The sequence below is a fragment of the Butyrivibrio sp. XPD2002 genome (assembly GCF_000423945.1).
GTDB lineage: Bacteria > Bacillota > Clostridia > Lachnospirales > Lachnospiraceae > Butyrivibrio.
Genome location: NZ_KE384116.1, coordinates 31,669 through 45,500, shown reverse-complemented (window position 1 = coordinate 45,500; position 13,832 = coordinate 31,669). Strand labels below are relative to the sequence as shown.

General features: G+C 45.3%; 15 protein-coding genes, 1 pseudogene and 1 riboswitch. Of the genes and pseudogenes, 1 reads left to right on the top strand and 15 read right to left on the bottom strand.

The genetic code is table 11. The annotated features are described in order from the left end of the window. Positions 1-411 precede the first annotated feature (411 nt). From G587_RS0118825 to G587_RS23595, 13 genes and pseudogenes are all read right to left on the bottom strand, one after another. Positions 412-1,125, bottom strand: a complete 714-nt coding sequence (locus tag G587_RS0118825) for an ABC transporter permease (protein WP_026493505.1) — start codon at positions 1,123-1,125, stop codon at positions 412-414. Further along, positions 1,122-1,805 carry a hypothetical protein gene (locus tag G587_RS0118820; protein WP_026493504.1) on the bottom strand — a complete coding sequence of 228 codons (684 nt, stop codon included), beginning with the start codon at positions 1,803-1,805 and terminating at the stop codon, positions 1,122-1,124. Before G587_RS0118820 ends, G587_RS0118825 begins: the two co-directional genes overlap by 4 nt. Then, the gene (locus G587_RS0118815; protein ID WP_026493503.1) at positions 1,802-2,647 is read right to left on the bottom strand and encodes an ABC transporter ATP-binding protein; all 846 of its coding nucleotides are present in this window, start codon (positions 2,645-2,647) and stop codon (positions 1,802-1,804) included. Before G587_RS0118815 ends, G587_RS0118820 begins: the two co-directional genes overlap by 4 nt. 182 nt (positions 2,648-2,829) lie before the next feature. Continuing rightward, positions 2,830-3,420, bottom strand: coding sequence for a TetR/AcrR family transcriptional regulator (locus G587_RS0118810; RefSeq protein WP_026493502.1), 591 nt, complete (start codon positions 3,418-3,420; stop codon positions 2,830-2,832). Positions 3,421-3,500: 80 nt separating this feature from the next. After that, positions 3,501-5,240, bottom strand: a complete 1,740-nt coding sequence (locus G587_RS0118805) for an ABC transporter ATP-binding protein (RefSeq protein WP_026493501.1) — start codon at positions 5,238-5,240, stop codon at positions 3,501-3,503. A gap of 35 nt (positions 5,241-5,275) precedes the next feature. Then, positions 5,276-5,446: a hypothetical protein gene (locus G587_RS0118800; protein WP_026493500.1), complete on the bottom strand. Its 171-nt coding sequence runs from the start codon at positions 5,444-5,446 to the stop codon at positions 5,276-5,278. An 85-nt stretch (positions 5,447-5,531) separates the two neighbouring features. Continuing rightward, positions 5,532-5,999: a 6,7-dimethyl-8-ribityllumazine synthase gene (gene ribH / locus G587_RS0118795; protein WP_026493499.1), complete on the bottom strand. Its 468-nt coding sequence runs from the start codon at positions 5,997-5,999 to the stop codon at positions 5,532-5,534. A 98-nt stretch (positions 6,000-6,097) separates the two neighbouring features. Then, positions 6,098-7,291 carry a bifunctional 3,4-dihydroxy-2-butanone-4-phosphate synthase/GTP cyclohydrolase II gene (locus G587_RS0118790; protein WP_026493498.1) on the bottom strand — a complete coding sequence of 398 codons (1,194 nt, stop codon included), beginning with the start codon at positions 7,289-7,291 and terminating at the stop codon, positions 6,098-6,100. Next, entirely contained in the window at positions 7,263-7,898 is a 636-nt protein-coding gene (ribE, locus tag G587_RS0118785) for a riboflavin synthase (RefSeq protein WP_026493497.1), read from the bottom strand. Before ribE ends, G587_RS0118790 begins: the two co-directional genes overlap by 29 nt. Continuing rightward, entirely contained in the window at positions 7,883-9,112 is a 1,230-nt protein-coding gene (gene ribD / locus G587_RS23605) for a bifunctional diaminohydroxyphosphoribosylaminopyrimidine deaminase/5-amino-6-(5-phosphoribosylamino)uracil reductase RibD (RefSeq protein WP_081679526.1), read from the bottom strand. Before ribD ends, ribE begins: the two co-directional genes overlap by 16 nt. A 391-nt stretch (positions 9,113-9,503) precedes the next feature. Then, positions 9,504-9,618, bottom strand: a riboswitch (FMN riboswitch). Between the two features lie 714 nt (positions 9,619-10,332). After that, positions 10,333-11,262, bottom strand: coding sequence for a hypothetical protein (locus G587_RS0118775; protein WP_026493496.1), 930 nt, complete (start codon positions 11,260-11,262; stop codon positions 10,333-10,335). Between the two features lie 111 nt (positions 11,263-11,373). Beyond that, positions 11,374-11,886 (bottom strand): annotated as a pseudogene (locus G587_RS23600) (O-acetyl-ADP-ribose deacetylase). A gap of 84 nt (positions 11,887-11,970) precedes the next feature. Further along, a complete protein-coding gene (locus G587_RS23595) occupies positions 11,971-12,483 on the bottom strand; it encodes a SprT-like domain-containing protein (RefSeq protein WP_051201158.1) in 513 nt (170 codons plus the stop codon). Between the two features lie 177 nt (positions 12,484-12,660). Here G587_RS23595 and G587_RS25705 point away from each other — a divergent pair, with 177 nt between their 5' ends. Then, positions 12,661-12,825 carry a hypothetical protein gene (locus tag G587_RS25705; protein ID WP_155829625.1) on the top strand — a complete coding sequence of 55 codons (165 nt, stop codon included), beginning with the start codon at positions 12,661-12,663 and terminating at the stop codon, positions 12,823-12,825. A 15-nt stretch (positions 12,826-12,840) separates the two neighbouring features. Here G587_RS25705 and G587_RS23590 read toward each other — a convergent pair whose 3' ends face one another. Then, positions 12,841-13,239 carry a hypothetical protein gene (locus G587_RS23590; RefSeq protein ID WP_035787341.1) on the bottom strand — a complete coding sequence of 133 codons (399 nt, stop codon included), beginning with the start codon at positions 13,237-13,239 and terminating at the stop codon, positions 12,841-12,843. Between the two features lie 100 nt (positions 13,240-13,339). Further along, positions 13,340-13,711, bottom strand: coding sequence for a hypothetical protein (locus tag G587_RS0118750; protein ID WP_026493495.1), 372 nt, complete (start codon positions 13,709-13,711; stop codon positions 13,340-13,342). Positions 13,712-13,832: the final 121 nt, after the last annotated feature.

Below are 13,832 nucleotides of genomic sequence, written 5' to 3'. Positions count from 1 at the left end.
GGTATTTTTGCTTTTACGTTTTCTTTTATACTTGGAGATGTTTGGATGTGTTTGTTTTAGGGAGATTCTAGTTTCTTTACAAATATACTATTTAGTTGTTCCGTTTTTATTTCCGGGCAACTATTTCTACCCAAATATACTATCTAGTTGTTTCGATCTTTTTTCAGACAACTATTTCTTCCAATTACCATCGTCTAGTTGTTCCGGTTTTATTTCTAGACAACTATTTCTACACAAATATACTATTTAGTTGTTCCGATCTTTTTTCCGGACAACTATTTCCACTTCAATACCACTTCTAGTTGTTCCGATTCTTTTTCCGGACAACTATTTCTACACAAATATACTATCTAGTTGTTCCAATTCTTTTTCCAGACAACTATTTCTACCCAAATCCACCTTCTAGTTGTCTCAGTTATTTTTCCGCCCCACTTTTTTCCACAAAACAACTATCCACAGCGCAGCAACAAGAACAGACACAAGCATGAAAATTGGCTGCTTCTCAGTTATCACCATCCCTGTCCAGAAGGATGGCATGAAGGAAAGGAGATACCTGTAAGGCCCTGGGATAAAGTAGGGCGCTAGAGATCCCAGCATCACAAGAGATGAAACCTTCGTAACTGCCATACCTTCAAGCTTGTTGGCAGAAAAGCCCACCACAAGAAGAGCGATGATGATTCCCTGAAGAGTTCCTGCAAGAGAAAGGAATAACAATTCAAGTACAGATAAATCCGAAAGCTTGCAAGCAGGAAGCAGAATCGCAGTCACCACAAAGGAAAATGCAGCCGGCAATACAACTCTTGAAACATAGTAGCCGAAGCGTCCAAGCTGTGTAACAAAGAGATATCTGTCGATGTGATCATCGCGCTCTTCAAGCATTACCATAGCGGTTATGAAGCAAAATATAACCGGTATAATCGCGGCATATAAAATATCAAACAGACTAAAATATGGCACAAGAACATAGGGAAGCCCTGTCATTTCCGTAAGCATCTTTTCAGAAAAAGGGATTCCAAGTCGAATTACCAGTCCAATAAAAATGGGCGAAACACCGGCAGCCAGAAGCATCATGTCCCTTCGAACAAATCCCAGCATATGTATAAAACTGATTCTAATAGTTCTCATATCTTCGCGCCTCCCTGTTCCTGCCACATTCTAAGCATCTCGTGGCAGGCAAAGTAAAACAAGAAAATAATTAGTGCAACTGTAAATAGCAGTCCAATAAATGTAACACCTCTTCCAGACACCAAATCCATGCAGGCATTGGCAGGATAGTATTTCAGATAGTCCGGAGTAATTCCAAACAGATGCAAAATTGCTGGTAAAAAGCCGGCTGCCTCTACAGGAACCGTGAACAGAATAAACTGATTAAGGCTCGTTATCTTAGTAGCAACAAGCACTCCAAAAAGTGTAAAAATCGCGCCTGATAAAAATGTTCCTACAAGCACTAAAAAGACCTGTCTGCTACCTGATACATAAGCAAGTACACCTGCTACCACAAGGGCTATCGCATTTAGTGACAGCACCTTTGAGAGCACATATTCAAAGGCCTTAAGCGGAGTAATAGCAAAGAAAGCAGTTACCCGCTGGCTCTTTTCAAGTAAGACAATCGCACCCATGAAGAAAAGTCCCATAGCTGCAGGATCAGAAAATATCAGCATTGCAGCGGTCTTACCTCTCCAGGTGATAGGGAGTGCAAATAGCACAACCGTATAAAAAATTGTAAGAAACGCATATAGCAGGTAGAAACCGTATCTTGCCTGAAATCTCATATTCCAAATGAAAAGATTTAACCACCTTCTCATACCAGCGTCCTCCCCGTGATCTCCATGAAAATATCATTAAGTGTCGGTTCGCTGCTGTGAATTGACTGAAGCTGATTCTTAGCGATAAGCTCCTGCAGCTGCTTGTCCTCTGACATCTTCTCCAGTTCGCAGCTGGCAGTCTGCTCACCATTCTGGATCCAGGTGTAGGTGACAACGGCTGCTCCCTTTGACATTATCAGGTTGTGCGGGCTGTCCATGGCATAGATCTGTCCACCCACGATGAACGCAACTCTGTCGCAGAGCTCAGTTGCATCCTGCATATTGTGAGTTGTAAGAAGAATGGTCTTACCTCTTTTCTTCTCCTCCAGGATCATGTCCTTCATTAGACGATTGTTTGCAGGATCAAGTCCGCTTGTAGGCTCATCCAGAAACAGGAGCTTAGGGTCATGCACCAGAGCCTTTATGAAGTTCAGGCGGCTCTTCATTCCCTTTGAAAAATCCGAAACCCGCTTATCGGCGTCATTTTCAAGTCCAACCGCCATAAGAAGCTCGTCAATAGAGCGCGCTCTTTTGTCATAAAGAGATGAAAAGAACTCAAGGTTCTCTCTGGCTGAGAGCTTCTCGTACATGGTCGAATACTCGAAATCCACTCCGATGGACTGATAGAACTCTGAACCATGTTCCCTGCACTCCATGCCACCAACAATTGCTGAACCCCGATATCCCGGAAGCATACCGAGGAGAATCTTTTGAAGTGTGCTCTTTCCCGCGCCGGAGGGCCCAAGGAATCCGAAGATCTCTCCCTCATTTACTGAGAAATTCATGTCCTTAATAAAGGGCTTTTTGGTATAGCTGAAGGTAAGATTTTTTACTTGTATCATATCGTCTCCTCATATCCATTTGTCTATATGTAAATATTTAGTCAATTAAAGATTTGTTTAAAGTCCGGCTTTTCACCGGACTCATTATGTTCATATCATCAAAATACTTCATCCAACGGACTACATATTTTTAATTACAATATCCTCTAATCTTAACTATCTCTTCCTGATCATTAAACTAATCACATCAGCTGACTCACCACTCCGCGTATCAGTATCTTCAAGGCCTCATCATAGCTGTCTTCTCCGATATCTGCTTTATGCAACGTTGCAAAATATATAGCATGAAACGCTGCACTGATCGCCTTTACGTCCACATCCTTTTTCACCGGGAACATGGAAAGCATCTGGCCTATGGTATCTGTATCATCCTGAAGATGTGTCTCCACCACTTCCTTGGGAAGCTTTCTCACAAGGAGCTCCACCTCATCGGTATCAAGAAGCTTAAGTATCGGCATCTCCTCTGTCTTCTTAAAGAAATCAAAAATCAGGTCTGTCAGAGTATCTGCTGTAATGGCCTTCCTTGAAATAACAGAAAGTGCAGCAGCCAGGTCGTTATTGATCGCATCGTGCTGCTCCTGAATTACCTCAAATAATAGCAGCTCTTTAGATTTATAAAACAGGTAAAAGGTACCCTTGGGAATACCCACGCGCTTTACAAGCTCATCTACTGTGGTGCGGCGAACTCCATACTGTGACAGGCACTTCACCGCCTCTTCCTTAAGGCGTTTTACGATATATTCCCTTTCCTGATTCGAATAACTCTTAGGCAAATCTATTCACATCCTTTTTGACTACATTTTACTTTATAGTCAATATAATCCATTTATTCTATTTTGTCAACACAACACTTTTACGCACTGATACCACTTGTCTGGATCTTATTCATCCTTGCATAGCTACCGCCCAGCGCCACAAGCTCATCATGTGTACCCTCCTCCACAATGGAGCCATCCTCGATAACGAGAATCTTATCCGCATTGCGAATGGTAGAAAGTCTGTGGGCAATTGCGATAATAGTGTGCTTTCCTGCGATACCGCTGATAGACTTCTGAATCTGTCTCTCTGTCTCAACGTCCACGGACGCAGTCGCTTCATCCAAAATGATAATAGGTGACTTTCTAAGAATAGCCCTTGCTATAGCCACGCGCTGCTTCTGACCGCCTGACAAGCGAAGACCACGCTCACCCACCTGGGTGTCATACCCCTGGGGCATCAGCATGATGCTATCGTGAATATCCGCAGCCTTTGCAGCCTCCATGATCTCATCGAGAGAAGCCTCCGGCACCGCATAGCCGATATTCTCAGCGATTGTTCCGTTAAAGAGAAACGTATCCTGCAAAACAGGAGAAATGTTCCGCCTCAGACTTTCAAGGGTCACATCCTGAATATCATTTCCGTCAATAAGAATCTTACCCGAAGTGGGTTCATAGAATCTTGAGATAAGCTGCATAAGTGTTGTTTTTCCTACACCTGTGGGACCAACAAGCGCCAGCATTTTTCCCGGCTCACAATGGAAGGATACGTCCTTCAGAACCGGTATGTCGTCACCGTATGAAAAGCTCACGTGCTCAAATTGTATGTCGCCGCTAACATCCCTGATATCCCTTGCACCGGGCTTATCCTGAATCTCACAGGGAGTATCAAGAACAGCCAGAACGCGCTCTGCGCCTGCCATGGACTGCTGCATATTTTCAAGAAGATTCGCCATGCCGGTAATGGGGCCGTAGAACAGACTAAGATACAGAAGGAACGCCACGATGTCCTCCACGTCGATGCCGCCCTGATAGGCCAGATATCCGCCAAAGCCCACCACGAGGATGGTCCCGAGGGACGATATGAATTCCACAGATGGATGAAAAATGCCGCTTAATTTAAGGGCCTGGAGCATTGCGCGGATGTGCTCAAAGTTCTGAACATCCACTTTTCCCGACTCGTATTCCTCACGGCCGAAGGACTGGATTTCCTGAATACCTGAAAAGTTGTCTTGAAGCTTTCCGTTAAGCTCGCCCATCTTTTTCTGAGAAGCTCTGAAGTACGGGCGGACCTTTTTTGAGAAGATAACACCTGACAGAAGAATAAGCGGAATAGGCATGCAGGTGATAAGCGCCAGCTTGAAATTGATGGTAAGAAGCACCACAAGAACACCAACGAAGGTCACGATGTTGGTGATGGTCTCGGGGATGATGTGAGCGTAGAGAAGCTCGAAATCCCTGGTGTCATTGACCACGCGGCTCATGAGGTCACCTGTCTGCTTGTCGTGGAAAAATCCCAGATGCATGCGCTCGACCTTGTCATAGACCTTGGTTCGCATGTCTCCAACCAGGTACCACGCCGCCTTGTGTGCCAGGTAATTACTAAGGAATCTGAAAAGGATACGCAAAAGATACAGCACCACAAGACCTGCTGTCAGAACGCCGATTTTCCGAAGTCCCGCATCATCAACGCCTCTTTCCACAATTCCAGTCATGGACGAGAGCAGCTTTGGCGCAATAAGGTTCACCGCCGTGAGCATCAGTGTAGATAAAATCGCAATAACATACAGTGTTCTATACCGGATTGCCTCCCGGCTGAGCCTCCAAAGCATTTTCATAGCCTCTCCTCCAAGTAAACTTTTATAGGCACTTTTTACACGATCGTATACTGCATGAGCTCATACTTCAGCTGCGTTCCCTCTGCAATCCCCTCAGGTAAAAGAGCACGCGCTACGAGCTTAAGATCATCAGATTCAATATCGGTTCTACGCAAATTTGCGTAATCACCTTCGATGCTTTCTACTACATAAAACCAAGTTTCCATAAGTAACCTTCCTTTCTTTTATGTAATTATAAGTCCAGCGCTGCTCCTTCGCCATAGCAGGATGCATAATTCCCTCTAAATATTCTCAGGCTCCGATCTGTCTGATGACGTTCACCATCTCGATAGCACCCTGACCACACTCAAAGCCCTTGTTACCTGCCTTTGTGCCTGCGCGCTCGATTGCCTGCTCGATCGTGTCAGTTGTAAGAACGCCGAACATCACGGGAAGTCCTTCATTTAAGCTGACCTGCGCGATTCCCTTTGACACCTCAGCGCATACATAATCGTAATGTGAGGTTGAACCACGGATAACTGCTCCAAGGCAGATGATTGCATCATACTTTCCGCTCTTTGCCATTTTTGATGCCACCAGCGGAATCTCAAAAGCGCCGGGAACCCAGGCCACATCTATATCATCCTCATTAACGTTCTCTCTTGTGAGTGCGTCCACTGCGCCTCCAAGAAGCTTTGAAGTGATGAACTCGTTGAACCTTGCAGCAACAATTCCCACCTTGATTCCCTCTGATACTAACTTTCCTTCGAATGTTTTCATGATTAAAACTCCTCCTGTTGTTTTTTTATTTTGAATTTATTTTTTATGCCTTTTATTTCGGGCTTCGCCCATATCTTTTCTTTATGAAAATTGCCCCATCACACTCTCAAGAGATGCCCCATTCTGGCTCTCTTTGTCTGAAGGTAAAACAGGTCAAACACATTGGCCTCTATTTCGATAGGCACTCTCTTATTTATGGAGATCCCGTAGTCCTTAAGCTGATACACCTTGTCCGGATTATTGGTCAGTAAATTAAGTGACTTCACTCCAATCTCCCTTAAAATCTGGGCTCCCACGTAGTACTCTCTGAGGTCTCCGGGGAATCCCAAAGCGATGTTGGCATCAAGAGTATCCATTCCTTCCTCCTGAAGCTTGTATGCCTTCAGCTTATTCACAAGACCGATGCCTCTTCCTTCCTGCCTCATGTATAGAAGAATTCCTCTGCCCTCTTCCTCGATCATCTTCATGGCTGCCTCAAGCTGCTGACCGCAGTCGCATCTCATGGAACCAAACACATCTCCTGTGAGGCACTCAGAATGAACTCTGCAAAGCACATCCTCGCCATCCCCGATGTCGCCCTTAACAAGTGCCACATGGTGCTCACCGGTGATCTTGTTTACATAGCAGTGAGCCATGAATTCACCGTACTTTGTGGGCATCTTCGCAATTGAAGAACACTCAACTATAGTGTCAAAAATCTTGCGGTATTCCTTGAGCTCCTCAATTGTGATCATCACGAGATCATTTTCAGAAGCGAATTTCTCAAGCTCTTTTCGTCTCATCATGGAGCCGTTCTCTGCCATGATCTCACAACAGAGTCCGCACTCCTTAAGGCCTGCAAGCCTCATAAGATCAACTGTCGCCTCGGTGTGACCGCCCCTTACCAGCACTCCGCCTTCCTTTGCAACAAGCGGAAACATGTGCCCCGGTCTTCTAAAATCCGCAGCAGTGGCATCTTCCGAAACCACCATTCTTGCAGTCAGGCCACGCTCCTTCGCTGAGATTCCAGTGGTGGTATCCTTATGATCGATAGATACTGTAAACGCAGTCTCATGGTTGTCGGTGTTCACCTTTGTCATAGGATAAAACTGCAGCCTCTCAGCATATTCACTGCTCATAGGCATGCAGATAAGTCCCTTCGCCTTGCTCGCCATGAAGTTCACATTTTCCGTTGTCGCAAACTCCGCTGCACAAATAAGATCCCCCTCGTTTTCCCTGTCCTCATCATCCACGACGAGGATCAGCTTACCCCTTTTCAGCTCTTCAATAGCTTCCTCGACTAATCTTTTCATAAACGCTCTCCCTTCCCTTATCATCCTTCACAAACTTTTTTATATATTTTCCGATCATGTCGGTCTCGATGTTTACAACCTGGCCTGCCCTTTTCCCCCTTAGGATCGTGGCATCAAGCGTGTGCGGAATAATCGAAACCGCAAAGCTCGAAGTAGTCACCCTGGCAACCGTGAGGCTGATTCCGTCAATCGCAACAGAGCCCTTCATCACGATTCCCTCAAGGAGCTCTGAGCCTACGCCGATCTCGTACCACTTCGCATTGCCATCATCGAACACTGACTTTATTCTCCCGGTGCCGTCGATGTGACCGCTGACGATATGGCCGCCAAACCTGCCATTTGCAGCCATGGCTCTCTCCAGATTAACCTCCTCGCCTATTCGAAGCTGCCCAAGGCTGGACCTCATAAAGGTCTCATTCATCACATCAACTGTGAACCCCCCTGATGAAAAGCTGACAACCGTAAGGCACACCCCATTCACAGCGATGCTGTCACCTATATGAACATCCTCAAGAACCTTCGTTGCTCCTATCACCAGGCGGCTCTCTTTACTGTCCCTTTTAAGGGACTGCACTTTTCCTATCTCCTCAATTATGCCTGTAAACATAGCGCCTCCATTCCTGGCTGCAATTCACCACCGCTAATGTTCATGGCTTCATCCCCATAGATCACCTCATTCTCTATGAAAATATCACCGTCAAACATTTCCACCTTAATGGGGTTAAGCTTCACAGCCTCATCAATGTTCTCGATTCCTCTACCTCCAACCGGTGACTTCGCGCACCCTCCGAAAATCTTTGGCGCCATGTAAATCTGAACCTCATCAACTATCTGCGCCTTCATGGCACTGAAATTCAGCTCTCCACCGCCTTCAAGAAGAATGCTGTCTATACCTATTTCGCCAAGTATTATCATGAGCTTTTTAAGATCAACCTTTCCGTTAAAAGCATCAACCTTTACAACCTCACAGCCCTTGTCCTCAAACATTTTTATCTTTTCAGCATCATCGGAAACCGTAGCGATTATGGTTCTGATATCCTTTGCAGTACGCACCACTCTTGCATCGGGCGGTGTGCACAGATTGCTGTCACAGATGATTCTTATGGGGTTCATGGGTTCTCTGGATTCCCTGTCGCAAATGTTCCCCTTTTCTTTTGATGCACTATCTATTGAGGTACTTCCTTCTGCAAACTCCGACAATCTCACATCCAGCATGGGATCATCTACTATCACTGTCCCGACTCCCACCATGATGCCCATCATGGTGTGTCTTGTTCTATGCACATTTTCCCTGGAACTTGTGCCGGTTATCCACTTTGACTGGCCGGTCACCGTCGCAATTTTCCCATCGGATGTCATGGCATATTTCATTGTTACAAAAGGGATTTTTTCAGAAATATATTTAATAAAAATCTTGTTCAGTTTTCGGCATTCCTCCTCCAAGACTCCCACGGTTACTTCGATTCCGTGTTCCTCCAGGATTCGCACCCCATTGCCTGCAACCACAGGATTTACGTCCAGCATCCCCACAACAACTCTTTTAATTCCGCTCTCTATGATGGCCTCGGTGCAGGGAGGAGTTTTCCCGTAATGACAGCACGGCTCCAAGGTCACATATATCGTGGCGCCCTCCGCACTCTCGGTGCAGTTCTTCAGCGCATTCCTCTCAGCATGAAGCTGCCCGTACTTTTCATGGTAGCCCTCGCCGATTATTCTTCCATCTTTCACAATCACCGCACCCACCATGGGATTCGGATTCGTGTACCCCCGCCCCTTGACGGCCAGCTCCAGCGCCCGCCTCATATACATTTCATCGTTCATACCTTCATTCCCCTTTACTTCTTCGCATATCTCCCCGCTGTCCGCTTTATTTCCGGATAAAAATCCCTAGCGGAACCTTTTCCTTTTATAAGCCTTCAGAAGGTATTTCTAAATCGAGCCTGACTCCTACTCGATTTCGCACACGAACATTCCGCACTTCGTGCTCCATGTTCTTACAACCGGCAAATGAATTTGTATGCAAGCATCCATTCGCTTGCCGGTCTTGTGCAACAAAAGAAAAAGTCCTGAACATTACTATTCAGGACATTCACGTTACTCTCTGCATTTATAGGGCATTCATCCAGCCCATCACCGCCGTTTCAAAAATTTCCGGTGATATAAAAATCCCTGAGAACATAAATATTCTCAGGGACAAACATGCTAAAAAGTATCACATCTTCTTCCATCCAGACTATACTGTCGGCCCCGGAATCTCACCGGATCATGCCTTTCGGCTCGCGGGCTTTACCGCCGGTAGGGAATCGCACCCTGCCCTGAAGATAGCTTATTCAATTAAGTGCAATTTTAAAGCATTAAATCGCTTGTGTCAACGAAACTCTATTATTTTTTCCCCACATGTTTATACCATAAATTGGTGTGTTTTTCAGTCTATTGCTCCCTTTTGTGCTCTATTGACGTATCGCTTCACGGATAACAGAATACATTTCTGAACCCCTTTACGCCGGAATACTTTCTTACCGGAAGGTTGACTGAACTTTTCATCCCCTATCAGCTTTCCCACACTTCTAGCTTTTCTCCCCCGCATACTTTTTTCAGTCAGAAATCTTGTTGAAAGAGGTATCGGCGTACTGCAAACGTAATTCCGTTAATTTTCTTATTCAAGCGTTACACCTATTTCACAAATATTACCCCAACCGGATGAACGCTCCCTCATAATCTCAACTTGATTTACGTCTGTTCAACCAAAATAGTCCCTGCCGGATGAACCCTCCCACTAACAATTCCCCTACCCATCAACAAATCCCTCCACTACACAAAAAGCAACAAGAAAGAATGTCGCTTGCGACATTCTCGCGCCGAGCGCGGTTGCTGAAGGCAACATATTCCTATCGCGCGAGTGCGCATCCATAGCGGAGCGCTTTTTATGATATAGGAATTTCGGAGAAATTTCCTATATCTTAAAAAGCGGCAGCCCTACGGCTACCGCTCACCATTACTAACGAATATTCCCGACAAATATTCCAATATTACATCCCGCCTCAAATCTTCGGCATATTCTCAAGCACGAATCTCAGCACATTATTCTCGTACATATACTTCAATATATTATTCTGGGTGACCATAGCCACCATAAGTTTGCCAAATCCGGTCTGGGCCACAGCTGACACAAGAAGAAGTGCAACAAACACATAGAGAACACCCTCGGCGAATCCCCACAGGGTTCCCAGGTTATCGATGTCGGAGCGCTTGTGGTCTGACAGGAAGCTCTTGATGAACATTCCTGCAAAGGCAGCCAGTAGCTTAATTAAGATATAACCGATGACAACTGAAATCAAATAAATTACATAGTCTACAATGATAGCCTTAGCCTGATCCCTGACAATAGACGGCAACTTAACCCCATCACCCTCGCCAAGAACCCCCTTCTCAGCATCACTGGCCTCTCCAGAGTCTTGCTTATCACCATCTCCGAAAGCCTCTTTCTCAGTACCGCTGCCCTCGCCAAAGACCATATCCTTCAGCTTATCGGCATCTAGCTCCTCGCCAAGAGCCTCTGTTCCCGTACCACTACCCTCACCGAAGATCATATCCTTCACCTTATCGGCATCAAGCTCCTCGCCCAGAGCCATCTTCTCATACTCCTTCAACAGCTCTTCACTTCCCTCAATACCCTTAAGAGAATCATTAAGAAGTCCCGACTCCGCAACCATACCGCTGATCTTGTCAGAGATAAATCCAACTGCGATCACGTCCACATAAGGATCAACTGCCTCTTCAACCTTAGCTCGTACCTCTTCATGCTCACCAAGCTTATCGGATACACGCACCGTGGCTGTCGGCAGAAGAATAATCACCATCGCCCAGGTCATAATGCCGTACAATATTCCGTACAGTCCTCTGTCCCTTCCGCGAAGAGCGGTAAGCAAAATCAAAACCACAAATCCAATTACCAAACCATTTAATCCCATACTTTTCATTCCCTCTACAAACTTAATACATAACAACATTCCGGCATGCTCTCACAAGCATACACATTCACACATCATCCCTATTGGAGTCCCCACACTCCGGATGATTTCTCATCCCAGCTCGGCTGCAACCGTCTGATAGATAAGATAATCCTCTTCTGAAAAATTGACGATGGTTATCTCCATCTCATAATCCGGATTAGCCTCAAGCCATTCACTAACTGTTTCAAGCGCGATCTTTGCAGCATCCTTCTTGGGATAACCGTATACTCCCGTTGAAATTCCCGGAAAAGCTATGCTGTGAAGATTATTTGCCTTCGCAAGCTCCAGGCTGTTCCAGTAGCAGTTTCTAAGATCCTGCGCATCGGAAGCGCGACCACTATATATCGGACCCACGGTGTGAATGACATGCTTCGCAGGAAGCTTGTACCCTGCCGTAATCTTAGCTTCACCGGTTCTTCATCCGTTCAGAGTTCTGCACTCTGCTAGAAGCTCAGGACCTGCTGCCCTGTGAATGCATCCGTCAACTCCGCCACCGCCCAACAGACTTGAGTTAGCCGCATTAACTATTGCATCAACTGCCAGCTTTGTAATATCTCCAGCATGATATTTTAATGAACTCATTTTCCCACCTCCATAACGCCTTTATTATCCTATCAAATCTATTTGCTCCTCACCATATCAAGGCTTCAAACAATCATCATAAAACTACTTTACCGTCTTCCTGCTCCAGGCCACAGCTCCGCATCTTGTGCAGCTGTAGTTCCTGTAATTTCTGGTAAACTTACTGCTCCGTTTTCTGTAAATCGTCGCGCCGCATCCACCGCAGGTCATGATGTATTTCACAGCCATCTGCTTGGGTTTGTAGTTCTCGACACCCTTTTCCTCGCCGCGGGTTATGCGCTTAATATTGTAGCCATATCTGAGATTCATCATATCCGCGTAGGTCTTCCATTTTCCCTGATGCGTCATGCAACCCTTGCAGGTGTGCAGAATCTCATGAATAATGGTCTCCTTGCAGGCCTTCTCCGTGATGCGGTCGTCCTCAAGCAGACGGTCCGATATCTGAATTGAAAAGGTCCCGTCAACTTCCTTCCTGCACTGGCCCCATCTGCTCCTGGCTCTGGAGTTGATCGTCCATGATTTCACCTGCCCGATCTCGATTCCGCAATCGGCAATCTCCCTCAGGCACTCCTCTTTTAATCTGTTAAAATCCTTCATAAATCTGCGTTTCTCTCACTATTCCTGTTGTTCGCATTATATTTTTTACAAGCTTTTTTAATAAATGTTTTATCTCTCCTCCCCATTTTGAACACATTTTAAAGCTATCATTTTCAAAACGAAAAGTCTGAGCGCACGCACACTGTGCATCTTCGCTCTATAGGGAGGACTAACATTATGGGAAAATTGAACGTTCCTGACAAAAAATATAAGGTCATAGATACCGTCGAATATAACGGACGCTACAAAAACGTAAGCACCTACAAAACAAAGCTCATTGCAGCCGGTTTAATAGTCGTAGCAGCCTGTGCTGTAATTTGCGTGCAGTTTTTCCTGTTCTGATCCCGTAGCTTCGTGTCAGTCTTCTGAAAAAACGTGAATCCTCACGCCACCCGGTATCTCCTCTATTGATCCGAAGAGAGCCTTGTTTTCAAGATATGAGAGCGCCTCGCTGTCTGTGAGCACTCTGGGCACAGTCTTAAGCTGCCCATCCTCGCCGGGCTCGCCATTATTTTCTACGAAAATCTTGCAATCCTTGCCCTCAAAATCCTTGCCTTCAAGAATATATCTTGCTGAAAGTGTGAATTTCCCATCGAGTTCTTTCTGCGTATCTACGCCGCCGGGAAGTATTTTTCCTTTGAAATTCTCGCAGTCCGCATCCCCGTCAAAAAGGATCATTCTGCCTGTTCCGGTGTGTCCCTTAACTTCCTGAACCCCTGTAGTTCTTACATTTATAGTCAGTTCTTCCTTAGCCATTTTTACTCCTTCTCTTTCCAGTAATAATATGTCAAAAGAGCTTGCAAAGCTCAACCTGCTTTACAAGCTCATTTTTTCAAATATCTAAAATCATTAATTCTTAGTACTCGTATTTATTTTCCTTTTTCTTGTGCTTCTCAAAAGCGCTCTTAATGATGAGGCCTGCTCCGAATACAACAGGAACTAATACGAGAAGAACATCTGTAAGTGTTGAATATGCAAAGTAAAGTTCTGTGCCAAGTATAAGAGCTACAACCAAAAATGCCAGAGACAATACAAAGCATCCCCACGTGAATTTGTTTTTATTAACAACTACAGCAATTCCGGAAACAATCAGAAGCACCAACACTATTGCAGATGTGTTAACCCTGCCTCCGATGCTATAGAATCCAAATGATGATACCCTTACCATTTTGAACAACATGAATAAACCGATAATAACAAGTATCCACCCCATAGTTTTCTTTGACATACTCTTTTCCTCCTAACTAACAAGAGATTCCCTCTCGTATACCTATATATTAAACGGTATACAGCTGCAATTATACTATCTTTCCGGCGAAATAGGAATGTCTATGTCATCGATTTTATGT